A 23896-nucleotide genomic window follows, 5' to 3' on the forward strand; every position below is an offset into this window, starting at 1 on the left:
GGAGTAGATGATGAGCGATTTTAGACCAATGGCCAACCCTGAAAGCGGGCATACCGAAGTTATGACCCTCGACCCCAGCCTGAAGGCCCGTATCGAAGCCCGACAGGTGTCGGTTTTCTACGGCCAGAAGGCGGGGGTCAAGGATGTAGACATGCCCATTTACGCCAACAAGGTCACGGCCCTGATTGGCCCTTCAGGTTGCGGTAAAACTACTTTTCTGCGTGCCCTGAACCGCATGCATGACTTGACCCCCAATGCTCGAGTGACCGGCGAAGTGTTGCTCGACGGGGTCAATGTTTATGCCGCCGGTGTGGATCCGGTAGAAGTACGGCGCAAGATCGGGATGGTTTTCCAGAAGCCCAACCCCTTTCCCACCCTGTCCATCTACGGCAATGTGGTAGCAGGGCTGAGACTGGTGGGTATTCGAAAAAAATCCCTTCTGGACGAGGCCGTGGAGCGTTCTTTGAGTCAGGCCGCTTTGTGGGACGAGGTCAAAGATCGGCTCCATGCACCCAGCATGAGCCTTTCGGGGGGGCAGCAACAGCGTTTGTGTATCGCCAGAGCGCTCGCTGTTGAGCCCGAAGTCTTGCTGATGGACGAACCTACCAGCGCCCTCGATCCCATCTCTACCCAATCCATCGAGGATCTGCTGACCGATCTCAAGAACCACGTTACCATTGCCATCGTGACCCACAACATGCAGCAAGCGGGCCGGGTTTCAGACTTCACCGGCTACTTCTTGAACGGCGACCTGGTGGAGTTTGGCCCTACCAATCTGTTGTTTACTACTCCCAAAGACAAGCGTACTGAAGCCTACATTACTGGTCGCTTTGGATAGAGCTTGAAACCCGAGGCTTCGGTGAAACCTCCTCGCAGCGATCAACTTGCCTGCTCAGGCTCAGTTTGTCTGGGAATTTCGGCCAGATTTAGACCATTGTATTTTTTCTGGCAGACATCAATGCCCTCGGTAGCCCAGGTCTGGGCCGCCTCCACGGCAGTCTGAATCACTTTTTCCATCAGCAAGGCCAGATCAGGACGAAAGCCGGTGAGCACCCAGCCCGCACCCTCTTCGGGCGTGGGGGGCTTGCCAATTCCTATACGCAAACGATGAAAGTCCCGCGTGCCCAAATGGGCTGAAATAGACTCCAAACCATAGTTCCCAGCATTGCCCCCGCCTGCCTTGAAGCGTAGCCTTCCCGGTGGTAAGTCCATCTCGTCGTGAATCACCAGGATGCGCTCGGGCGGAACCTTATAAAACCGTGCCAGAGGGGCTACGGCTTCGCCGGTAGCGTTATAAAAGGTGGTAGGCTTGACCAGTAACCCCGACACCCACTCTCCAGAAGCCCTCGGAAACTTGACTTCGGCAATCAGGGCATTGCCTTTGTGTCGGAAATCCGAAGCAAGCCGATCCAGAACCCAAAACCCCACATTGTGTTTGGTTCGGGCGTATTGCAACCCCGGATTCCCTTGTCCAACGATCAGGAACATGGCTAAAAAGTCGAGGGCCGAAAGCCGGGAAAACCGCAGCCTTCGGCCTCTGGCCCAGGGTTATAGGCCTACTTCTCCTCTTCGGTCTTGCCCTTTTTGATTACTTCCACTTCGGCGGGTGCTGCAGCAGCCTGGGCTGCGAGCTTCTCGGCATCTTCAGGGGGTACGATGGCAACAATCGTATCGCGGGCGTTCATGGCGAGCTTTACTCCTTCAGGAAGGATGATCTCGTCGGCGTGAATGCTATCGCCAATACGCAGTTGGCTGACGTTGACCTCGATGAAGGGCGGGATGGCCTTGGGTGAAACCTTGACCTGGATGTCGTTGTTGACGAGCTGGAGCACACCCCCCTCACGCACGCCCTGTGCGGTGCCCACTACCTTGACCGGAATCCACATCAGAACGGGTTCGTCTGAGAGGGCATAGAAGTCTACGTGTTCGGGACGACGGCGGCGCTTGTCCAGGTTAATCTGACGCACCAGGGTATCTACCGATTTGCCGTCTTCCATCTCGAGGGTAATCACATGGTGAATACCTGCCGCCATGAAAACTTTGTTGAACTCCTTGAGATCTACCACGACCTTGTAGTTTTCTTGCCGATTGTAGACCACGCCGGGCAGTTTGCCAGCGTCGCGCAGGGCCGCAGGCTTTTCGTTCCCACGGCTTTGGGCTTTGATACGGTATTCCATTGCTTTCCTCCGAAACTTTTTCTTTTTTGGCTATCGGCCAGGCCAGGATTTTGGTTTAGTTACCCCACCACATTTCTGTGGAGGTCAAAACACAAGCCTTCAAAGTGTACCACAACCTTCGGTCACTAGAAAAGCCGGTTTTGGGGTGGCCGAAATCAACCAATACACCCAAACGGCAATTCCACCAATTCTCCCTTGAGGGTTGTCATTTACCGATCTCCAGCACGAAAACCCTTTGAGTCAGAGGGCAGCTTCATCTCAACCCAATCCAAAAGGTTCTACACAATGCCCCACTTTGTCCGCTCGTTGTGTGCTGCGAAAAGTATTTGTCACAATCAAGTGAGGCTGCACAACAAGTTGGGTGTTATTTTTGGCTTTGGTTGGAACTGGCACACCCAACGGCTTTAGGAGTTGGCTTGACGTTGAGATGCTACAAAGCGTTGCCCTAGCCTTTCGTGAACTCACCACTGGGTACGCAGCGGGTCTTGCTCTTGGGTCTCGGTGGGAGAGGCAGAGGGAACCGGTCGGGGACGGTTGCCATAGCTACCATAGCCTCTGGAAGAGATCAGCATCCCTTCCCCTGCGCGCAGTTGATTGACCGCCAGTCCCAGCACCTTGGCCCCGATGCGGGTGAGGTTGTCTACTGCAGCTACCAGGCTACGGCGATTAGTCGTGCTGGTATTCACCACCACTACCACACCCGAGACCTGCGGCGCGATCACCAGCGTATCGGTCACGGCAAGCACCGGGGGGGTGTCAATGATAATGGTATCCCACTCACCCGATTCGCGCAGGCGTCGTAAGAAAGGCCGGAACTGTTGAGAAAGTAGACCCGACGGGTCTTCAACAGTTTGCAAGCAAGGCAGCAGAGAAAGCCCCCGCTCGAGCTGGTGGGTAGCCATGCCAAAAAGCGGGTCGCGTAGCACCGTAATCACATCAGGGCCGCTTTTGATGTCGAATTCGCTGTGCAGGATGGGGCGATGCAAATCGAAGTCAATCAACAAGGTGCGTTTGCCAGTGCGGGCGTAGGCTCGAGCCAGGGCAATAGCCACGCTGCTTTTGCCCTCCTTGGCTTCAGGGCTGGTGATAGCGATAATTTTGGGGTCGTTCTCATCCATCAGTCCGCGGTTTACGTAGGTGCGCAGATAGCTGGCCGCCTCGCGCGATAGGTCGCGGCTGGCGTTGGCCAGCTTGGGAAACTCCCCCAGCACCTGCAACCCGGTCAGCTCTGCTGCATCTTCGCTACTACGAACCGTACGCACCGAGGCTTCGCGCAACAGCAAGAACAGAACACCGAAAACCAGGGTGAGTACTCCCGCCAGCAGGGCATTGAGCAAAGAGCGGGGTGCCACCGGGCGAATAGGGGTTTCAGCAAGATCCAGCAGGCTCAGTTGACCCGTAGCTCCCTGCTCCAGGGCCCGCACCAAATCCAGGTCGCGTAGTAGGCTACCCTGCAAGCTACGCAATCCTTCGATGCGTTCGGGGGTATTGTTGCCCCTGGCCAGATCGGTCTGTACCGAGCGCAGCTGGGTTTCGAGCGACAGGCGGTAGCGGCTAAAGCTACCCCGCACGCGCTGGTCGTCCCAGCGCCTAAGGGCATCGGCCCATTCGTTAGCGAGTTGGGCCGCCCGCGCAGGATTGGTATCACGCACATTAAGCACAATGATGCTTGATTGCCGACCATCCACCGTGCGCACCCGCAGTTTGCGGCGAAATTCCTCAAGGCTGCGCTGGTTCTGCGGGCCGTTGAGGGTGTCCTTGAGTACCTGACTGCTCAGGGCTGCCTCGCGGTAGGCCTGGCTATCCAGGGGGCTGGCAGTGGGTACGGTATTGATACCCGTGCCAGGAAAGGCCGTGGGTTGGGCTGCCAGCAGTCGGGCTGTGGCCTGGTATACAGGAGTTTGCAGGCGTGAAATAAAATAGCCCGCAACCATCGCTACAATGGCCAGTAAAATTAAGATCCAACTATAGCGCCACAGCCGCTTGAAAAACTCGGCAAGGTCTACCTTGATCAAACCGGGCAGTTCTCTCATCTAGTACTGGATTGTACTACGGATAACCCCCGTTCCTATCGCAAAAAAGTATTAGCTCAATTATGGAGTTTAGTTACGCCCAAAGCAGGCACTCCAGCCTGATGATGTGGGATAGGTTCTTGGGCCCCACGAAGTCGTTACTCGCCCTTAACGCTCACCGTTTCGACTCGAGACCTGGGGTTTGTCCTAAGCCCAATGAGTATAGCCTCGAGCATCCTGGCGATCAGCGTGTGACCTGGCTCGACAGGGTATGGAAGTTCCGTTTGCGACCTTTGAACAAGGCCGGTGATTCTGATAAACACAGAAAACGACTTATTTCGGATGATTCAAGAGACTATACTTGAGTAGTAAAGAGAGTGCTTTTTGGGCAAAATATCAGACTAGAACAGTCTTCTTGCAAAATGTTTGAACCAGCTGGACAAAAGGGTTATTATGTAATATCCTAATCGCATCCGATTTGGTACAAAACCAAACGGGGGAAGGAACGAAACACACAGGAACTAAAGGACTGACCGCAACGCACAAACGAGCCGCCCGAAACACCAAGCCCCTCGCAGAAGTGCCCCCGTGGCGCAGACCGTAACGGAAGTGGATAATGAAGCTCTTACACTCGTAAACCCCCCGAATCAGGTGTAACGCTGCAAAAAAAGCGCCACCGATCTGACTTTCATACCGACCCTGAGAACCCTTTTTTCAAATGACCGTAACGCACAAGGAGTAAAACATGTCCACCAATCTAGTCCTCATCAGCGGTGTCCTCAGCAAGCACACGCTTCGTTACACCCCTAAAGGCACCCCTTTGCTCGAGATTTCCCTCATCGGCAAGCGGGCCGTCGGCGAGAACCACCTCTTCTCCCGCGCCGACTTCACCTTCTATGGCAAGCTGGCCGAGCATTGGGCCAATCAACTGGTAGACGGACAGGCTTACCAGGCCATGGGCCGCCTGGTTTACGAGTCCTGGGAAGCAGACGGCGTAAAGGGCTCGCGCCTGCGCCTGGTAGGCGAGGAGCTCTTCAAGCTCGAGAACGCCGATGTGCGCCAGGAAGAAAAAGGCCCGGTGCTCTACGGGGCCGAAAACCGGGTGATTTTGTCGGGCGGCCTGACCGCCGACCCCGAAATCCGCCAGACCTCGCTCAAAACCCCAGTGGCCAGGGCCAGCCTGGGCTTCTCGAGCTGGGATGCTTCGGCAGGGCAGGCCCGCAGCCACTACATCGAGCTGGAAGCCTGGCGCGACCTGGCGGTGCAGTTTGCCGATCTCAAGAAAGGTTCGCAGGTACTGCTGGAAGGCTCACTCAAAACCGAGGTCTGGGAAGACAAAGAAACCAAAACCAGGCGCTACAAGCGCGTCCTGGAAGTAGAGCGCGTGACCCCCTTGGCCCGCATCCGCAGCGCAGAGCGCGACCCGGAAGAGCCCCAAGTTTGGGGTAGCACCAAGGCAAAAACCCAGACCAAAGCTGCCTAGATTGTTGCTACAGATGCATCGTTGAGCCAACAGCGTAGAGGCGCACAAGTTGTGCGCCTCTATTTTTTCTTGCGAACGTCTTCACGGTGAAATCTATTTACGATGATTCGATGCTCAACAAGTGGTGTTTGGGCACAACAAAAACAGCAACTTCGGTTCTGGGGTAAATCCCCGTATTTTCAGTCCAGCCGTTCGTAAGCGGGCAGGGTCAGGAACTCCTTGAACTCAGGTTGCAGCACCAGTTCGTCCAGCAGTTGGGCGGCCTCCTCGAGGTTCTTCATACCTGCCAGCTTGGCCATCTCTTCCTGTTTGAGTTGAGCGTACAGCTCCGGGGTGAAGGTTCGCCCGTCCTCGAGTTTTGCGCCTTTGCGAAGCCACTGCCACAGTTGTGACCGGGAGATTTCGGCGGTGGCGGCGTCTTCCATCAGATTGAAAATGGCCACCGCCCCACTGCCCCCCAGCCAGGCCGCCATGTACTGAAGCTCCACACTGATGTTGTTGCGAATCCCGGCCTCGGTGATCTTGCCGCCCGGCACGTTGAAGTCAATCAGGTGCTCGGCCTTGATTTTGCCGTCCACATCCTCGCGCAGGCGGTCTTTTTGGTTGGGCTTTTCGCCCAGCACCTTGTCGAAGACCGCCAGGGCCACCGGCACCAGGTCGGGGTGGGCCACCCAGGTGCCGTCGAAGCCGTCGCCCGACTCACGTTCTTTGTCCTTGGTGACCTGCTCGATGGCCTTGGCGTTGACCTCGGGGTCTTTGCGGCTGGGGATGAAGGCCGACATGCCCCCAATGGCGTGGGCGCCGCGCTTGTGGCAGGTTCGCACCAGCAGCTCGGTGTAGGCCCGCATGAAGGGCACCGTCATGGTGACCTGGGCCCGGTCGGGGAAGAGCACCTCGTGGGTGGCAAATTTCTTGATGCAGCTAAAGATGTAGTCCCAACGCCCGGCGTTGAGACCGGCGGCGTGCTCGCGCAGCTCGTAGAGGATTTCCTCCATCTCGAAGGCGGCCAGAATGGTCTCAATCAGCACCGTGGCCCGGATGGTGCCCTGGGGAATGCCCAGGTAGCTCTGAGCAAACTTGAATACATCGTTCCAGAGGCGGGCCTCGAGGTGGCTCTCGAGCTTGGGAAGGTAGAAGTAGGGCCCGCTACCCCGCCGCAGTAGCTCGTGGGCGTTGTGGAAAAAGTACAGTCCGAAGTCGAACAGGCTCCCCGACATGGGTTCGCCGTCTACCAGCACGTGCCGCTCCACCAGGTGCCAGCCCCTCGGACGCACCAGCAAGGTAGCGATTTTCTCGTTTAGCCTGTACTCCTTTTCCGGCGTGCTCAGGCTGATGGTGCGGCGCACCGCGTCCATCAGGTTTTGCTGGCCCTGCACCACGTTCTCCCAGGTAGGCGAAAGGGAGTCCTCGCAGTCGGCCATGAAGACCTTGGCCCCCGAGTTGAGGGCGTTGATCATCATCTTGCGCTCGGTGGGGCCGGTAATCTCGGTGCGGCGGTCGTTGAGGTCGGGCGGCGCGGGCGCGACTTTCCAGTCGCCTTCCCGTATGAAGCGGGTATGAGGCAGGAAATCCGGTTTCTCGCCGGCCTCGATGCGCCGGGCAACTTCGGCGCGGCGCTCTAGCAAACCCTTGCGAACAGCGTTAAACTCCCGTTGAAGTCCGGCCAGGAAAGCCATCGCCTCCGGCGTCAGCACGGTATCGGAGGCGGGCAGTTTGGGGCCGATAATCTGAACACCTTTGGGCATCTGGCTCATAGGGGTCTCCTGGTAGGGTGAACGGGGCACAGAACTCCCTGACCCTTTCCAGGCCCAAGCCTAGCCCCTGGAAAATGAGTTTGTCAACCAATGAGATTATTTTGCGTTGGTTGAAAAATACCTCCCGCTCTCTTAAGCTTTAGACATGGAAACCAAGCGTCGCCCTGGGCGCAGCCGCTCTACGGAGGTAGGCGAGGTACGCACCCTCGAGCGCGGCCTGCACCTGCTGGAAGTGCTGTCCGAGGCCGAGACCCTCTCCCTTTCTGAACTGGCCCGCAAGACCGACCTCTCCCCCAGCACCGCTTACCGGCTCCTGGAAACCCTGCGCCGCCGGGGCTTTGCCGACTGGGACGAGGCCAGGGGCCTGTGGAAGGTGGGCCTGCGGGCCTACCAGGTAGGCTCGGCCTTCCTGACGCGGGGCGGGCTGATCGAGGCGGCCACCCCCGAGATGGAAAAACTGGTAGACGAGCTCAACGAAACTGTCAATCTGGCGGTGCTGGATGGCCACGAGGTCATCTACATCGCCCAGGTGGAGGGGCGGCAGCTCATCCGCATGTTTACCCGCATCGGGGCCCGGGCCCCCATCTACTGCACCGGGGTGGGCAAGGCGCTATTGCTGGAGCATAGCGAGGCCGAGGTGCGGCGTATTGTGGGTGCGGGGCCCTTCAAACCCTACACCGCCAAAACCATCACCACCCTGGAGCGCTTTTTACGCACCCTACAGGAAGCCCGCCAGCGCCGCTACGTGCTTGACGACGAGGAGCGCGAGGACGGGGTGCGCTGCATCGCCGCGCCCATCCACGACAACCGGGGTAAGGTGGTGGCCTCGATGTCGCTCTCGGCCCCCGCGACCCGGGTTCCCGACGAACGGTTGAGCGAGCTGGGCGCTCGAGTGCGCCAGGCCGCCGACGCCGTCTCGGTGCGGCTGGGCTGGTCGGGGTAGCAGGCCGGGCTTTAGACCTCCGGCTCTACCTGTACCCGAATCGCCTCGAGCGCCAACCCCACCCGCACCACGCTGAAGCGCTCGCGAGGCGTTGAAGAACCCCTGTAACCCTTCGTTTGGGAGGTTTTGAAGAAACGCACCCGAACCCCCGAGGCGCTGAAGCCATCCTCCGGGCTGGCTCGAAACGACAACCCGATGGTCGTCTGTTCGGCGCTCTGCACCAGGCGGGTCAGCGTCCGGAGTAAGGCATACGGCGCAAAGATATCGGTGCTCACGGGGTTTTTCAGTTCCGGGTCGGGTGCTTGGATGGGGCTGCGGCTGGGGTGTATCTGGAATTCCCCTTGGGCCGGGTCGTAGCGATCCCCCTGGGCTAGCAGGCTCACCTGCCAGCCAGTCCGGGTGTGCTCGAGGAAGACTACGCAGCTCTCACCCACGACCTCCCAGGGGCCCCGCTCCGGCATCACCAGCGCGGTGTTTTCGTCCACGCCCACGCCGAGCCCTACCCCGGCTTGCTCCACCGCCCGCATCAGCCGCCCAAAGCGTCCCCAGGCCAGAAAATGCTGGTCTACCTGCACATTTTTGACCAAACCCAGTCCGGGCTGCATGGAGAGCGTCTCGCCCTCGCCCAACCAGGTGTCCAGGCTCTGGCCCCCGGCAATCATCGGGTCGGCCATTGCCGCTGTGCCGGCGCTGCTACCGGCCACCCCGGCTCCCTCCGCAAACTTACGCTCCAGGAGTGCCAGGGCAGGGGTTCCCAGCAAAGCCCGGGTAATCTGGCGCTGATCCCCCCCAGAAAAGAAAAACCCTGAGCAGCTTTCCATTTGCGAGAGCACGGCAGGGTCTTGGGCAAGGATAGGAGCGTTTTCAACCGTGATGCCGATGTGTTGGGGGTCAAAACCCTGCGCCCTGAACAATGCCGCGTTCACTTCCCAGCTCTGGGCCGGGTCGCTGCTGGCAGTGGTAAAGATGCCGATGCGGGGGCCGCAGTGCTCGAGGATTTTCGCAAACACCGCTTGGTTGTCGGCCTGAAGCGCCCCCCCTACCAGAATGACGGTTCCCATGTTCTAAAAACCGGGATTTCTCCCGGCCCTGACGCCCATGCGTGGTTGCTGGCGGCTAGCCGATACGGGCCTCCACGTATTCCCGTTCGCCTGCCACAATCTGCCGGGCGAGTTCGATGTCTTTGGGGTACTCCTTGCCCCGGTTAATCAGATAGGTCTCGTAGCGCCCAATTTCGAAGTGTTCCACCACTTGCTTGAGCGCCTTGCCCAGGTCAAATGCCTTGCAGGAAAAAATATCCACGCTGATAAAACGCTGGCTGGGGAAGGTATGAATGGCAATGTGGCTTTCGGCAATAATCACCACCCCGGTAATCCCTTCCGCCTGGCCTGGCATGGCCGGATAGCGCTGCACCACCGGCGGCAGCACCTTGGTCATCTCCATCTCTTCGGGTAGCTGATCCAGCACTTGCCGAATTAGCTCGAAGTCGGCCAGTTTTTCTGCATTTGCGTGGTAGCCGTCTATCATCAGGTGCGGGCCAAAACCGAACAGTTCCAACCTCGTATCCTCCAAAAGCTTGCGGCTTTCAAGCACCGGGGCCTACCCTGTACCTTGTCCGCAGCCTTGCAAGACGGCCACCTTGGGGTCGTCTCAACAGCCCATCATTATGGGCAAAAGGCGGTTGGCTGTCAATCGAAGCCGAAAAAGCTCGTTCTGAAGCTGATGGGTGGGCCATGCAGGCCGGGAAGATTGGAATAAGTGTTATTAATTACACCAGTTCCTTTCATCCGGCGTTGTGGCCTCATTTATTTTCACACCAGGCCAAAAGCAGGTATAGTCTGGAGGAAATGAGTACGAAACCTGTGATAAGTACAAAAACAGACCGGCAGGACAACTGGTGGATCGAACCCCTTTTCACAGTACTAAGTCTGGGCCTGTTTGGGTTGTATGCCCTGTGGGTGGCGTGGAACCGCCAGCATTACGAGTTTGGCCCCTACCTATCGCCGTTCTACTCGATTCCCATCCCTGGGGTACATGCCAAAGACCTCGAGTGGCTGGCCATCTCACCGGCTTTCTTGGTGCTGTGGATTCCTTTAGGCTTCCGTGCTACCTGCTACTACTACCGCAAAGCCTACTACCGGGCTTTCTTCTGGGATCCACCGGCGTGTGCGGTTCCCGAGCTCCGCAAAGCGTACTCCGGCGAGCGGGCATTCCCGTTTGTTCTCAATAACCTGCACAGGTACTTCTGGTACCTCTCCGTACCGGTTGTAGCCTTCCTCTGGTACGACGCCATCAAGGCGTTCTTCTTTGAAGACGGCTTCGGCATTGGCGTGGGCAGCCTGGTCATGCTGGGCAACGTAATCTTGCTCTCCTATTACACCTTCTCCTGCCATGCCTGGCGGCACATCGCTGGAGGGTGCCTTAACTGCATGTCCAAGCATAAAACCCGCTACAACCTGTGGCAGCGCATTACCCGCATCAACGAGAGCCACGGGTTCTGGGGGGTAACCAGCATGCTCTCGGTATGGTTCACCGATGTATACATTCGTCTCTGCTCGATGGGCACCATTACCGATATCCGCTTTTTCTAAAGGAGCCATATGGAATCCTACACAACTCACGACTACGACGTACTAGTGATTGGGGCCGGTGGTGCTGGTCTGCGGGCTGCCATCGCTGCTATTGAAAAAGGGGCCAGGGTGGGCGTGGTTACCAAAAGCCTTCTGGGCAAGGCCCACACCGTAATGGCCGAAGGGGGCATGGCTGCCGCTATGGGCAATGTGCGCCCGGAGGACAACTGGAAGGTTCACTTCCGCGACACCCTCAAGGGCGGGGGCATGCTCAACAACTGGAAAATGGTGCAGAACTACACCAGGGAGGCCCCCGACCGCGTACGCGAACTCGAGCAGTGGGGCGCTGTCTTTGACCGCACTCCGGACGGGCGCATTAACCAGCGCAACTTCGGCGGGCACTCCTACCCCCGGCTGGCCCACGTCGGCGACCGCACGGGCCTCGAGCTCATCCGAACCCTGCAAGACCACGCCGTCAAGATGGGCATCCATGCCCACATGGAAACCACCATCTACCGCCTCCTCACCGATGCGGGCCGGGTGGTTGGTGCGCTGGGCTTTAGCCGCCAGACCGGCGAATTCCTGGTCTTCCGGGCCAAGGCAGTGGTGCTGGCAACGGGGGGTCTGGGGCGTATTTACCAGATTACCTCCAACTCCTGGGAGTGCACCGGCGACGGCTTCTCGCTGGCCAGCATGGTGGGTGCCGACCTGATTGACATGGAGTTCATCCAGTTCCACCCCACCGGCATGGTCTGGCCCCCCAGTGTAATGGGCATTCTGGTCACCGAGGGGGTTCGCGGCGAGGGCGGAGTGCTCAAGAACAGCGAAGGCAAACGCTTCATGTTCGACAATGTGCCTGAGCGCTACAAAGGCGAGTTCGCCGAGACCGAAGAGGAGGCCGAGCGCTGGCTGCAAGGCGACCGCAACGCCCGGAGGCCCCCGGAGTTGCTTACCCGTGATGTGGTGGCTCGAGCCATCCGCAAGGAGGTCAACGAAGGCCGGGGCAGTCCCCACGGTGGAGCTTTCCTGGACATTGCCAGCCGGCGTCCTGCCGATTACATCAAAAAGAAACTCCCCAGCATGTACCACCAGTTCATGAAGCTTGGCAATTTGGACATCACCAAGGAGCCCATGGAGGTGGGGCCCACCTGCCACTACGTGATGGGTGGGGTACGGGTAGACCCTGACACCCAGGCCACCAACATTCCCGGCCTTTACGCCGCAGGCGAGGTGGCGGGCGGTCTGCACGGCGCCAACCGCCTGGGTGGCAACTCGCTATCCGATCTGGTGGTGTTTGGGCGCAGGGCAGGGATGGCTGCTGCCGAGTATGCTGCCCAGCAGTCGGGCTCGTTCCAGGTGGACGAAGCCCAGGTGCGGGCCTATATTGCCGAAGCGCTGCAACCCTTCAGTAACCCCCAGGGCGAGAACCCCTTTGCCCTAATGAAAGAGCTGCGCACAACCATGCAGAAAAATGCGGGCATCATGCGCGAGGAGGGCGAACTCAAAACCCAGCTCGAGATTCTCGAAAACCTCAAGAAAAGGGCCTGGAACACCTCGGTCTCCGGGGGGCGGGCCTACAACCCTGGCTGGCACACCGCTCTGGATATCCGGCTCATGGTGGAGATTTCCCAGGCGGTGGTGCTGGCGGCGCTGGCCCGCAAAGAAAGCCGGGGGGGCCATGCCCGGCTCGACTACCCCGACCCCGACCCCACTTTTGCCAAGCTTAATCATGTGATTCGCCGCAGCAGTGACGGAAGCTTAAGCGTGGTAGCCGAACCCCTGCCCGAGATGCCCGACGAGCTACGCAAGATTGCGGAAGCCAAGGATCTTAAGGAAATCAGCGAAAAGGTGGGAGCCTGACATGTCAACCGTTACCTTTAAAGTTTTCCGGGGTGACCGAAACGGCGGTGAGCTTAAGGATTACACCGTAGAGGTACAAGAGGGCATGGTGGTGCTGGATGTAATCCACCAAATCCAGGCCGAGCAGGCCCCCGACCTGGCCTGCCGGTGGAACTGCAAGGCTGGCAAGTGCGGTTCCTGCGGGGCTGAGGTGAATGGTAAGCCTACCCTGATGTGCATGACCCGGCTGGATACCATTGACACCAGCAAGCCCGTTACGGTGCGCCCCATGAAAACCTTCCCGGTGATCCGCGACCTGGTCACCGACGTGAAATGGAATTACGAAGCCAACAAGAAAATCAAGCCCTTCACCCCAGCCCCCAATACCGACTGGATCATGATGCAGGAGGACGTGGATCGGGTGCAGGAGTTCCGGAAGTGCATTGAGTGCTTCCTGTGTCAGAATGTTTGTCACGTATTGCGCGAGCACAACGAGAAGACCGGCTTCATCGGGCCGCGCCTGCTGGTACGAACCGCCAGCCTCGAGATGCACCCCCTCGACACCGCCAATCGCCTGGAGATGCTCAAAAACGAGGGCGGCATCGGCTACTGCAACATCACCAAGTGCTGCACCGAGGTCTGCCCCGAGCACATCCACATTACCGACAATGCGATTATTCCCCTCAAGGAACGGGTGGTGGACGAATACTACGACCCTGTTTTGAGCTTCTTCCGGCGCCTGTTCAGCAGCAAGAAACCAGCCGAGCCCAGTGGTCAGGCGGCTGATGACTGAATAATCCGGTAGTCTATACCCCTCTCCTGGACGCCAAGAGCCAGCCGGAGAGGGGTTTTTGTATCTGAGTCCAAGCAGCAGTGGCGTCGTATCAGAGCGGTTCCACAAATTCTCGTACTACTGCTGTTGGTTGAGGTTCAGCAATTTGCGAACCATGAAACTTGTTGCAGAATGATTAGAAAGCATTATGCCGCCGCAGCCCTTTCTTGAGGATCCAGACTCCACCGCTCCCCTGCGGGCCAGGGCCTACTTTTTCATTCTGCCGGTGGTGGCGTGGGCGGCGCTTTTCGCCTGGTCGCAGCTCGACATCGCCAGCGAGGAAACTTTTTACGAGAAGTATTCTCTGCTGATCATGGCCATCTGGCTGGGGGTGTGCTGGATTGGATTGCTGGTTCACAGGTGGGTCAATTTTCACACCGTCGAACGGGGGGTTTTCTGGAGCGCTGCGCTCTTGATGGTGCTCAATATCTACTACAACCTGCTGGCCCTGAGCAGCGAGGGGCTGTGGAATTCCTCCCTTTGGGTTGCGGTGGTATTTGTAATGGCCTACTTTGTGTTCTCGCCGCGCCAGGCCTGGCTGGTTTCGCTGGGAATTTTCGCGGCATTTGTGTTGGTGGGGCTGCTGGCCCTGCTGCCGCAGTCTTTGCAGGGGCTGCCCCTCGACCAGAACGCAATAGTACAGCTCTACGTCTCGCAGTTGTGCTATCTGATCCTGTTCCGGCTGCTGGTACTATCCAAGGAGCACTCCATGCAGGTGCGCCTCGAGGCCGCCAGGTTTTACGCGCTGGCCCATACCGACCCGCTGACCAACACCGCTAACCGACGCTCCATTATGGAGGCCCTGCACCGGCTCCTCGAGCACCACCAAAAAACCGGCGAACCCCTTTCGCTGGTGCTGCTGGATCTGGATCGCTTCAAGCAAATCAACGACCAGTACGGGCACGAGATGGGCGATAAAGTGCTCATTCACATCGTGCAGACCCTGAAGCAAAGTCTGCGCTCTGGCGACCTGTTAGGGCGTTGGGGCGGCGAGGAGTTTGTGCTCCTGCTGCCCAACACCCCCCTTCAGGAAGCCCAGCAGTTATGCGAACAGCTCCAGCAGCAACTGGCCGAGCATCCCATGGACAACCTGCGGCCTGTCTCGGCCAGCTCTGGCATTGCTACAGCTGTGCCGGGCGACACCCCCGACTACCTGATCTCGAGAGCCGACACCGCCATGTATCTTTCCAAGCAGGCGGGGGGCAACCGGGTGGAGGTTGCTTAAGCCAAGCCGCTGACCTCGAGGATAAACAGCCCATACATCACCAAAAAGAGCATGCCCTCCCAGCTCGAGATGCGCCGATCCTGTACGAGCAAATAAAACAAGAGCGAAGAGCCCACCACAAAGGGCAGCGCAAACCCCGTGAGTTCGGGCGGCGCCTTGACCGTACCGTAGACGGCCCCCGCCCCCACCACCACCAGCGCATTGAACACACAAGAGCCCAGGATATTGCCCACCGCCAGCGAGGCTTTGCCCTGCCGAGCGGCGGTAATGCTCACCACCAGTTCGGGCAGGGTCGTGCCCAGGGCCAGGATCGTGACTGCCACAATGGCCGTGGGAACGCCCAGGCCGGTAGCCAGTCCCTGGAGGCTGTTCACCGTCCAGTCGGCCCCAAAGTAAATGCCCACCGCACTGAACACCACAACGAGCAAATCGCGCCCTGCCATGGGGGGCCTGGTTTCGCTGCTTTGCCCGCTGCTGCCTTCCTTGAGCAAATATGCCACATAGACTCCATAGACGGCCAACAAGCACAGCCCTTCCACCCGCCCTACCACTCCGTCAAACATCACCACACCCAGCACAAAAGCCGAGCCAACCAGAAAGTGCAGGTCTATGGCAATGTACGCCTCGCCCAGATACACCGGGCGCAACACCGAAAAAACCGTGCTCACCGCCAGAATCAGGAGCAGGTTGGAAACGTTAGCCCCCAGCACGTTGCCGCTGACAATCTCCGAGACCCCCTGGCTGACCGAGATCAGCCCCGAAACCAGCTCGGGCAGCGAGGTGCCTACCCCCACAATGATGACCCCCACCATAAAGGTAGAGAGGCCCAGGGCCAGCCCAATGCGCTCAGCAGCGCTGGTGAACAAACGCGCCGAGATAAGCAGCAAAGCCAGGCTCGCCACAAAGGTCAGGAAGAGAAGCAGCATAGGGTACTCCTCCCCGCACCATACCCAATATCACGCAGCAGGTGCAATCATCCCACGCTTCAGGGAAATTAACACTGGCTACAGGACTCCTGTTGCCTGGGAGGGCAGGGCACGTCGCCATAGCTACAAAACACGCAGCAATCCCCCGGTTTGGGCCGCATCCAGAAGTTGCACTGAGTACAAACGTAAAAACGCTGGCAAGCCTCCGTGGGCATGGTCAGACGCTCCTGGTGGCCGCAGGAGGGGCAGGTGAGGGTGGATAGCAGGTTCATACCGCCTGGAGAACAGACGTTCTCCACTGGTTGTACAGAGGCTTGGCAATGAAACCCCCACCCAGAAGCCGGTCGCCCCGGTACAGCACCGCCGACTGCCCCGCCGTCACGGCAAACTGGGGCTCCTCGAGCCGGATCACCATATGGCCGGGGCCAAGTTGCTCGATCCGAGCCGGTACGGGCCGGGTGCGGTAGCGCACCTGCACTTCCACCCGCTCGGGCAAATCCTGCGCTTCAACCAGCAGATTGACCTCTCGGGCCTCGAGGCCGCCCCACAAGCAAGCCTCCCGAGGCCCCACAATCACCTCGTTGGTGGTGGTATTGACCCGCACCACGTAGCGCTCGAGGTGGCTCTTCCACAGGCCCAGGCCCTTTTTCTGGCCCACCGTGTAGAACTGCGCCCCGCTGTGCTCTCCTATCTGCTCGCCGGTTTCCAGGTCTATCAGGGGTCCCGGACGTGCGGTCAGGTGACCCACCAAAAAGTCCTTCAGGTCGCCCTGCACAAAGCAGATGTTCTGGCTCTCGGGCTTTTTGGCGGTGGGCAGGCCAAACTGCTCGGCCAGCGCACGCACCTGGGGCTTTTCCAGGTGCCCCACCGGAAAGAGCATGTGGGGAATGGCCTCTTTGGGCGTGCCCCACAGGAAGTAGGTCTGGTCTTTCTTGGGGTCGCCCCGGTACAGCCCGCCGTCGCGGTTAATCACGTAGTGTCCGGTAGCCACGTAGTCGCAGCCCAGCATACGGGCCTTTTTGAGCAGCGAGTCGAACTTGACCCGTGTATTGCAGTTCACGCAGGGGTTGGGGGTCTCCCCCGCCTGGTAGCCGGCAATAAAGGGGTCAATGATTTTGGCCTGGAACTCCTCCCGGTAATCGAGCAGGTAAAAGGGAATGCCAATAATATCCGCGACCCGCCGGGCCTCGTAGGCGGCATCGGGCGAACAGCAGGTCTCGAAGCAGTCGTCTTGCTTGTTGTCGGGCCAGAAGCGCATCATGGCCCCGATTACCTCGTAACCCTGCTCCTTGAGCAAAGCCGCACTCACGGAGGAATCTACCCCCCCGCTCATGGCCGCCAGTACACGCTTACCCACAAAGAACCCCAGGAGCTCGCTCCCGAAGATTAAGTGTACCTGATGCTTTTAGGATACAGGGCACACTTCCATTATTTAGACTCTAAGCAGGAGAAGCATGAAGCGTCTTTTATCCCTGCTTTGGGCACTGTTGATGGGCACGGCCCTGGCTCAGAACAATCCCCTTCTGGACACCCGCTGGACACTGGCCGCCTATGCCCAGGGCGGGCACATGGTACCGGTGAGTCCGGAGGTGGGGGCGACGCTCGAGTTCGCCCAAAACCGCGTCGGAGGCCAGTCCGGCTGCAACAGCTTTGGGGGCAGCTACACCCTGGAGGGCAACACCCTGCGCTTTGGCCCCCTGATGCAAACCATGATGGCCTGCCCCGACGAAGCCATTAACCGTCTGGAGCGCGCCTACTTGCAGGCCCTGGGACAGGTGCAGGGGTTCAGCCTGGAAGGAAACGCCCTGCGCCTGAGAAATCAGGACGGCCAGACCCTCTTGATCCTGGCCAAAGCCCGGCCCCAGGCCATCCTGGGCGAGTGGAAGGTAACTGCCATCCAGCGCGGCAATGCTATTGTCTCGGTGGTAGAAGGTGCCCAGCCCACCATGAACTTTGGTTCAGGCCGCGTGGGGGGTAACACCGGCTGCAACCAGTTCACGGCCCGCTATACCCAGGAGGGTTTCTCCCTCAAGATAGGCCCCGCCGCCAGCACCCGGCGGGCTTGCCAAGAGGCCACCGCCAGCCAGGAAGCGGCCTTCCTACAAGCCCTGGAAAAAGCCGAGACCTTCCGCATTGTGGGCCGGCGGCTCACCCTTTACGATGCAGAGGGAAAAATACTGTTTAACCTGTCCCGCTAATAGTCAGTAATCGCCTGATCTAGAGCGCTCTTGGCATATTTTGAGCCACCCGACTTCAAAAAAGCTCTGCCCTGGACAGAACTGTGGCCGCCGGGATGGGCAGCAACGTCTGTGAAGAGCGCGATAGGTGGGGTTGCTGAGCAGCGACTTCGTACAGCCAATGGTTTTGGGGCCCAATCCAAAACCCTCCCCCACCCTCCCTACAATGTAGGGAGGGAGCTCCACGTCAATCCCTCCAAGAAACATGGATGTAGAAGGTGTAAGTAAATATCTGCGACTTAAGAAGCCCTGGTCAGGATTCACTTTCACTGCCACTGACATAGTAAGGAAACAAATCCTCCACCGGCATCCGCCAACCCGGCACGGCAGGCTCGGCTTCAGCCACATCACCCCGGCGGTATATGGTCGGGTGGCTGGGGTCGCTGGCCCGGTAGACCCGTACCACGTCTACTCCCAGCATGTCCACATCCCAGACCACCAGGGTACCCGCGGCAAAATAGTCGGCGCGTTTTTCGGCCATCTCCTGCTCGGCTTTCTTACCGTAATCGCCATCACTCCGAACTTCCACAGCAAATACCGGAGCCCCCTCCAGGAACTTCATCCCCGAGTGAGGGCCCACATAGTAGGCCGCATCGGGGCTGAAGCTCTTGCGTCTGGGCAAATCTACCGCAAAACCCACATTGTCACCCACCGCATAGCCGTTACGGTGCGCCAATGCGTACTCATGTAAGCTAAAAAGAATCCGCATCGCAGCGAATCCAGGTAGAAATCCGGTCGGCGGCATACGCACAATCTCCCCACCCACCAGCTCGGCCTTGCCGGGTTCTTTCATCAGGTCATTCAGGGTGGCTTCCTTGACCTTGGGCATGCCCTCAGTTTAGCAGTTGTTGACGGCGCTTGCCCGCCAGCGTAGCATATCGGTTGGGAGCAGTCCCGCGCCTTTAATCCCGATCCCGCGAGGTCGGAAAGGAGACAAAATGAACCTTATCGAAGCCAAAAAACCAGAGCTATGCGCCCGTTTTGGGCGCGTTTTTTTGCCCACGGAGGAACCATGACCTTCAAGTCCAAACTTCTGAGCAACGAGGAAGTCCGCCGGGCCCTGACCCGCATCGCCCACGAGGTCATCGAGAAAAACAAGGGCACCGAGGGGCTTTGCTTTGTGGGGATTCATACCCGGGGCATTAGTCTGGCCCGGCGGCTGGTGGACCTGGTCGAGAAGTTTGAGGGCAAGCGGGTTCCGATGGGCATTCTGGACATTACCCTCTACCGCGACGACCTGACCGAAATCGGGCTGCAACCCAAGGTGCGCGAGACCCGCATCCCCTTCGACCTGAATGGCAAAGCAGTGGTGCTGGTAGACGACGTACTCTACACCGGGCGCACGGCCAGGGCAGCCCTCGATGCCCTGATTGACCTGGGCCGGCCCAGCCGCATCTACCTGGCGGTACTGGTGGATCGGGGACACCGCGAACTGCCCATCCGGGCCGATTTTGTGGGCAAAAACCTGCCCACCGCCAGGAGCGAAGTGGTTAAGGTCAAAACCCAGGAAGACGACGGCGAGGATGCCGTAGAGCTTTGGGAAATGGAGGGCGCATGAGCCAGTCGGCCACCCCCGCCTTCCCCAAGCACCTGCTGGACTTCCGGGACTGGAACCGAACCCAGGTGGAGAGCCTCCTCGAAACCGCCCAGATGATGCAGGAGGTGCTCTCGCGTCCGGTCAAGAAAGTACCGGCCCTGACCGGCTTTACCGTGGCCACGGTTTTTTTTGAGCCCTCCACCCGCACCCGCCTGTCCTTTGAGCTGGCCGCCCGGCGCATATCTGCCGATGTGGTCAGCTTTGCCAGTGCGACGAGCTCCACCACCAAGGGCGAGACCTACAAGGACACCCTGCGGACGCTCGACCAGATGGGGATTGACGCCTACATTCTGCGGGTAGATGCCGCAGGGGTCTGCCACCAGGCTTATGCTTGGCTGCAAAAACCCATCATCAATGCCGGGGATGGCTGGCGGGCCCACCCCACCCAGGCCCTGCTGGACGCCTTCACCCTGCGCGAAAAGCTGGGCAGCCTGGAGGGTAAAAAAGTGGCCATTGTGGGCGACATCCTGCACTCCCGCGTGGCCCGCTCCAACGCCGAGCTACTGCCCATGCTGGGGGCGAGCGTGGTGGCCTGCGGCCCGGCCACCTTGCTCCCCGGTAGCTTGCCTGGGGCCAGCCTGACCACCGACCTGCGGGCAGCACTGGCCGAGGCCGACGCCGTAATGGTGCTGCGGCTGCAAAAAGAACGCATGGACAAGGGCCTGCTGCCCTCGCTGCCGGAGTACGTGGCGGGCTACCAGATTACCGAGGAGCGCCTGCAGTGGGCAGCGCCTCGGGCCCCCCTGCTCCACCCCGGCCCCATGAACCGGGATGTGGAGCTGGAAGGCACCCTGGCCGACTCTCCCCGTAGCCTGGTGGAGCGCCAGGTCGCCAACGGACAGGCCGTGCGGATGGCGGTGCTGTATCACCTGCTGGTGGGGAAAAAAGGCTGATAGCTAATAGCCCATAGAATTTTTGCTCACCATACGCCATCCGCACACAACTACAAGGAGCTTTATGAAGGGTGAAATCCTGATCAAAAACGCAAAACTGGTAGACGGGCGCGGCGAGCATGGCCAGGCCGACGTGTTGATTGGAGAGGGGCGCATTCTTTCGCTTTCCGGTGGCGAGGCTTCAACGGTACTGGACGCAACAGGCAAGGTCTTGTCGCCGGGGTTTTTCGACCCCCACGCCCACCTGCGCGAGCCCGGACAAGAAGTTAAGGAAGACCTGCAAAGCGGCCTGGCGGCGGCTGTCCGGGGGGGCTACACCGACGTGGTCTCGATGCCCAACACCACCCCCGTGGTGGATAGCGCCGAAATCGTGCGGGCCCTGAAGGAAAAAGCCGCCCGGCTTGGACGCGCCCGGCTCCACCCCGCCGCAGCCCTCACCCAGGGGCAGGAGGGCAAAGTGCTAAGCGAAGCCCGGCTTCTCCGCGAGGCGGGGGCGGTCATGCTCACCGACGACGGCCGCACCAACGAAGATGCTGGCGTGCTGGCCCAGGGCCTTCAGTACGCGGCTTCGTGGGGGCTTCTGGTCTCGGTGCACGCCGAGGATGCCGGGCTGCGCCGGGGCGGGGTGATGAACGAAGGAGCGGTCTCGTTTCGGCTGGGGCTGCCCGGTAACACCGGCTATGCCGAAGCTGCGCGGATTGCCCGGGACCTGGAAATTCTGCGCTATGTGATGGAGGGGCCGGGCGCCAGGGGGCTTCAGCCAGGGCGAAGCTTGTTGCACATCCAGCATCTGAGCACCCGCCGGGGGCTGGAACTGCTTCGGCAGGCCAAGCAGGCGGGGCTGCCGGTCAGCACCGAGGTCGGGCCGCATCACCTGACGCTGACCGATGAGCACCTGGAAAGCCTCAACCCCATTTACAAGGTGGCCCCGCCGCTACGAACCCAGGCCGATGTGGAGGCGCTGATGGAAGGGCTCCTGGACGGTAGTATTGACTGCATCGGCACCGACCACGCCCCCCATACGCAGGACGAAAAAGAGCTGGACATGCTGCGGGCACCCTTTGGCATTCCCAACATTGAGGTCTGCTGGCCCCTGCTCTATACCGAGCTGGTGGGGAAACGGGGGTTCCCCCTGCCTACCTTGATTGAACGCTTTACCGATGGCCCCAGGCGACTTCTGGGCTTCTCCCCTGTTCACCTGATCGAGGGGGGCGAGGCCAGTCTGGTACTGTGGAGCCCTGGCGAAGAGCGCCCTGTGGAGCCTCACACCTTTGCCTCCAAGGCCAAATACAGCCCCTGGGCAGGCTGGGTGCTGCGGGGCTGGCCCTCCGTAACGCTGGTAGAGGGCTGTATAGTTTACCTGCAACAGGAAAACAGATAACCCCTGGTAAACTCGTGCCATGATGCGATGGATTTTTTGGCTAACGCTATTGGCTTTGACAAGTTGCACCAATGCACCGCTTTCGGTGCCGATCCGGGATTTTGATGTGGATTTTGCCGGGGTTCAAACGGGTCAGGCGGCTTTTGTAAAAGCCAACTTCGATAAGCCCCCGGTGGCACTTACCCAGCTAACCCTCGAGGGCACCCTTTCCTTTCCTCAGACCTCGGCCAGCTTCACCTTTTTTGCCAGCGACACCGAGCCCTGCACTAACAAGATCAGTGGGGTTTACATTTGCAATCCAGGGGCTTCTCACATTGAGCAGGCTGGCACAGCGAGCTTTGCCAGTGGAACCACTCAGCCACTACGACTCTCCGGTAATCGCCTCAAAAATGGCATCAACAGCGGAAATCTCTGGATTGGGGTACGGCTGGATACCGGTGGCATCGCATCAGGAACCCTACAGTTTCGCAATATGATTGCCAAAGTAGCGCTTATACCCTAGTCGAGCGGGGCACTCTGACTGAGGGCCACCGACAAACTGGTTGGGAGGCCGCAGGCCGTATAGCATCGGACGCTACAGCTTATTCATTAAGGATGAATGAGAAAACGGTATACTCCGGGCAGATATGGAACGTTTATTGATTGTTGAGGACGATCCTCAACTCGCACACCTCATCACTGCTGCACTCGAGCGCGAAGGGTACCTGACCATGCTGGCCATCAACGGCCTGGATGCGGTGCAGATGGCGCCGCAAGCCGACTTGATGGTACTCGACCTAGGTTTACCGGGGTTGGGGGGCCTCGAGGTGATCCGGGAATTGCGTGAAGCCGACTGGAGGCTGCCCATCCTGGTGGTGAGTGCTCAAGGTGCAGAAGATATGCGGGTGCGGGCTCTGGAGCTGGGCGCAGACGACTACCTCACCAAGCCCATGAGCATACGGGAGATGGTCGCCCGGGTACGAGCCTTGCTGAGACGTATGCGTCCAGAGCAGGAGATTTGTGTGGCCGATTTGCGCATCGTGGTTAAGCGACGTCAAGTTTTCAAACGGGAGCGCTTGCTGGATCTGTCCCCTACCGAACTCGATTTACTGCTCACCCTGGCTCAGAGTCCCGGCGAGGTCTGGAATCGAGAACGCTTGTTGCAGCGGGTCTGGGGGGCCGAGCGCGGCAGTGCGGTAGACGAACGGGTGGTGGATAGCTACGTGGCCCTGTTGCGGCGCAAGCTAGGCGACGACCCAAGAGCTCCCCGCTACATCGAGACCGTTTTCGGACAGGGATACCGGCTGGTAGATAGTTCTAAAATATAGATTGTTTTCAAAAGAGCGTTACGTCTATTTCTACCGTGCTGTAAGTGCTTTTTAGCACTTGTGAAATAGTTTTGAAAACACCCCGTGGGGGTATATGGTTTTTTGCACTACTTCTCCACAGAGTTTTCAATATACTCGGAATCTTAGGAAGGCATTAAGGCTGGTTAGCAGGCCAAGATGCCCCTCGGAGGAAACATGCGTGTGAAGCGATGGTGGGTTTTGAGCCTGGGGCTGTTACTGGCTTTTGCGCTGGCGCAGTCTCGTAACGATATTCGGCTGGATTTGAAGGCTTTTCGGGTTCTGAGCGTGCAGGAACAAGGACGCACGGTGGAGAGGCTCGAGGCCGCCCTGGACGCCAAACCGGGCCAGCTCATCGAGTACCAGCTCAACGCCCAGAACACCACCGACAACCCCCTCCGTCAGGTTGTCCTGATCATCCCTATTCCCGCCAACACCGCCTATCTGGCTCTGAGCGCTCAACCCTTGCGGCTGGGTGAAACCCTGGTGGCCGCAGAGTTCAGCTTCGACGGGGGCAAAAGCTACGGCAGCCCCCCGCTCAAGCGGAAGGTCAGGGTGGTGGAAAACGGCAAGGAGGTCGAGAAGGAAGTCGAAGTGAAACCCGAAGAATACACCCATGCCCGCTGGGTTTTGCCTGAGCTGGGCGCAAAGCAATCCGTTTTGCTCAAACTTCGTACCGTTGTGCGATAAAGGAGGAACCCA

The 23896-nt window shown here is 59.2% G+C and carries 24 protein-coding genes; 14 read left to right on the top strand and 10 right to left on the bottom strand.

Annotation, left to right across the window (positions count from 1 at the left end; genetic code table 11):
• The first annotated feature begins 28 nt into the window (after window positions 1-28).
• Window positions 29-838, top strand: a complete 810-nt coding sequence (gene pstB, locus J3L12_RS10715; RefSeq protein WP_243455164.1) for a phosphate ABC transporter ATP-binding protein PstB — start codon at window positions 29-31, stop codon at window positions 836-838.
• 41 nt (window positions 839-879) lie between these two features.
• On the opposite strand, the gene pth is transcribed toward pstB, so the two are convergent.
• The 3 genes from pth to J3L12_RS10730 form a co-directional block, all read right to left on the bottom strand.
• Window positions 880-1488, bottom strand: coding sequence for an aminoacyl-tRNA hydrolase (pth, locus tag J3L12_RS10720; RefSeq protein WP_208015051.1), 609 nt, complete (start codon window positions 1486-1488; stop codon window positions 880-882).
• A 68-nt stretch (window positions 1489-1556) separates the two neighbouring features.
• Entirely contained in the window at window positions 1557-2177 is a 621-nt protein-coding gene (locus J3L12_RS10725) for a 50S ribosomal protein L25 (protein ID WP_208015052.1), read from the bottom strand.
• 461 nt (window positions 2178-2638) lie between these two features.
• Window positions 2639-4210, bottom strand: a complete 1572-nt coding sequence (locus J3L12_RS10730) for a polysaccharide biosynthesis tyrosine autokinase (protein ID WP_208015053.1) — start codon at window positions 4208-4210, stop codon at window positions 2639-2641.
• Between the two features lie 724 nt (window positions 4211-4934).
• Between J3L12_RS10730 and ssb the strand changes: the two genes are divergently transcribed.
• Window positions 4935-5672, top strand: a complete 738-nt coding sequence (gene ssb / locus J3L12_RS10735) for a single-stranded DNA-binding protein (protein WP_208015054.1) — start codon at window positions 4935-4937, stop codon at window positions 5670-5672.
• Window positions 5673-5851: 179 nt separating this feature from the next.
• Here the strand turns inward: ssb and aceB are convergent, their stop codons facing one another.
• Window positions 5852-7426 (bottom strand): malate synthase A, encoded by a 1575-nt coding sequence (aceB, locus tag J3L12_RS10740; RefSeq protein WP_208015055.1) that lies wholly within the window; start codon window positions 7424-7426, stop codon window positions 5852-5854.
• 145 nt (window positions 7427-7571) lie between these two features.
• On the opposite strand from aceB, the gene J3L12_RS10745 reads away from it, so the two are divergent.
• Complete coding sequence (locus J3L12_RS10745) at window positions 7572-8369, top strand: IclR family transcriptional regulator (RefSeq protein WP_208015056.1); 798 nt, start codon at window positions 7572-7574, stop codon at window positions 8367-8369.
• Between the two features lie 11 nt (window positions 8370-8380).
• Here J3L12_RS10745 and J3L12_RS10750 read toward each other — a convergent pair whose 3' ends face one another.
• Window positions 8381-9430 (bottom strand): cyanophycinase, encoded by a 1050-nt coding sequence (locus J3L12_RS10750; RefSeq protein WP_208015057.1) that lies wholly within the window; start codon window positions 9428-9430, stop codon window positions 8381-8383.
• Between the two features lie 55 nt (window positions 9431-9485).
• The gene (gene speD, locus J3L12_RS10755; RefSeq protein ID WP_208015058.1) at window positions 9486-9926 is read right to left on the bottom strand and encodes an adenosylmethionine decarboxylase; all 441 of its coding nucleotides are present in this window, start codon (window positions 9924-9926) and stop codon (window positions 9486-9488) included.
• Window positions 9927-10216: 290 nt separating this feature from the next.
• Here speD and J3L12_RS10760 point away from each other — a divergent pair, with 290 nt between their 5' ends.
• From J3L12_RS10760 to J3L12_RS10775, 4 genes are all read left to right on the top strand, one after another.
• Complete coding sequence (locus J3L12_RS10760; RefSeq protein ID WP_208015059.1) at window positions 10217-10960, top strand: succinate dehydrogenase; 744 nt, start codon at window positions 10217-10219, stop codon at window positions 10958-10960.
• 9 nt (window positions 10961-10969) lie between these two features.
• A complete protein-coding gene (locus J3L12_RS10765) occupies window positions 10970-12799 on the top strand; it encodes a fumarate reductase/succinate dehydrogenase flavoprotein subunit (RefSeq protein ID WP_208015060.1) in 1830 nt (609 codons plus the stop codon).
• 1 nt (window position 12800) lies between these two features.
• Window positions 12801-13571: a succinate dehydrogenase/fumarate reductase iron-sulfur subunit gene (locus J3L12_RS10770; RefSeq protein ID WP_208015061.1), complete on the top strand. Its 771-nt coding sequence runs from the start codon at window positions 12801-12803 to the stop codon at window positions 13569-13571.
• Window positions 13572-13758: 187 nt separating this feature from the next.
• Complete coding sequence (locus J3L12_RS10775; protein ID WP_208015062.1) at window positions 13759-14835, top strand: sensor domain-containing diguanylate cyclase; 1077 nt, start codon at window positions 13759-13761, stop codon at window positions 14833-14835.
• Here the strand turns inward: J3L12_RS10775 and J3L12_RS10780 are convergent.
• The 3 genes from J3L12_RS10780 to mnmA form a co-directional block, all read right to left on the bottom strand.
• Window positions 14832-15761, bottom strand: a complete 930-nt coding sequence (locus tag J3L12_RS10780; RefSeq protein ID WP_208015063.1) for a sodium:calcium antiporter — start codon at window positions 15759-15761, stop codon at window positions 14832-14834. The genes J3L12_RS10775 and J3L12_RS10780 overlap by 4 nt on opposite strands.
• Before the next feature lie 68 nt (window positions 15762-15829).
• Window positions 15830-16033, bottom strand: a complete 204-nt coding sequence (locus J3L12_RS16970) for a GDCCVxC domain-containing (seleno)protein (protein WP_279381122.1) — start codon at window positions 16031-16033, stop codon at window positions 15830-15832.
• A complete protein-coding gene (gene mnmA / locus J3L12_RS10785) occupies window positions 16030-17118 on the bottom strand; it encodes a tRNA 2-thiouridine(34) synthase MnmA (protein WP_208015064.1) in 1089 nt (362 codons plus the stop codon). Before mnmA ends, J3L12_RS16970 begins: the two co-directional genes overlap by 4 nt.
• A 97-nt stretch (window positions 17119-17215) precedes the next feature.
• On the opposite strand from mnmA, the gene J3L12_RS10790 reads away from it, so the two are divergent.
• Window positions 17216-17959 (top strand): META domain-containing protein, encoded by a 744-nt coding sequence (locus tag J3L12_RS10790; RefSeq protein ID WP_208015065.1) that lies wholly within the window; start codon window positions 17216-17218, stop codon window positions 17957-17959.
• A 292-nt stretch (window positions 17960-18251) separates the two neighbouring features.
• Here the strand turns inward: J3L12_RS10790 and J3L12_RS10795 are convergent, their stop codons facing one another.
• Complete coding sequence (locus tag J3L12_RS10795) at window positions 18252-18827, bottom strand: Uma2 family endonuclease (protein ID WP_208015066.1); 576 nt, start codon at window positions 18825-18827, stop codon at window positions 18252-18254.
• A gap of 183 nt (window positions 18828-19010) precedes the next feature.
• Here J3L12_RS10795 and pyrR point away from each other — a divergent pair, with 183 nt between their 5' ends.
• The 6 genes from pyrR to J3L12_RS10825 all read left to right on the top strand — a co-directional run bounded on the left by pyrR (window position 19011) and on the right by J3L12_RS10825 (window position 23884).
• Window positions 19011-19556, top strand: a complete 546-nt coding sequence (gene pyrR, locus J3L12_RS10800; protein WP_208015067.1) for a bifunctional pyr operon transcriptional regulator/uracil phosphoribosyltransferase PyrR — start codon at window positions 19011-19013, stop codon at window positions 19554-19556.
• Window positions 19553-20488, top strand: a complete 936-nt coding sequence (locus J3L12_RS10805; protein ID WP_208015068.1) for an aspartate carbamoyltransferase catalytic subunit — start codon at window positions 19553-19555, stop codon at window positions 20486-20488. Before pyrR ends, J3L12_RS10805 begins: the two co-directional genes overlap by 4 nt.
• Before the next feature lie 64 nt (window positions 20489-20552).
• Window positions 20553-21869 (top strand): dihydroorotase, encoded by a 1317-nt coding sequence (locus J3L12_RS10810; RefSeq protein ID WP_208015069.1) that lies wholly within the window; start codon window positions 20553-20555, stop codon window positions 21867-21869.
• A gap of 19 nt (window positions 21870-21888) precedes the next feature.
• The gene (locus J3L12_RS10815) at window positions 21889-22371 is read left to right on the top strand and encodes a hypothetical protein (protein WP_243455159.1); all 483 of its coding nucleotides are present in this window, start codon (window positions 21889-21891) and stop codon (window positions 22369-22371) included.
• Window positions 22372-22495: 124 nt separating this feature from the next.
• Entirely contained in the window at window positions 22496-23176 is a 681-nt protein-coding gene (locus J3L12_RS10820) for a response regulator transcription factor (protein ID WP_208015070.1), read from the top strand.
• A 195-nt stretch (window positions 23177-23371) separates the two neighbouring features.
• Window positions 23372-23884, top strand: a complete 513-nt coding sequence (locus tag J3L12_RS10825; protein ID WP_243455160.1) for a hypothetical protein — start codon at window positions 23372-23374, stop codon at window positions 23882-23884.
• The last annotated feature ends 12 nt before the right edge of the window (window positions 23885-23896 follow it).

The organism is Meiothermus sp. CFH 77666, from assembly GCF_017497985.1.
Lineage (GTDB): Bacteria > Deinococcota > Deinococci > Deinococcales > Thermaceae > Meiothermus.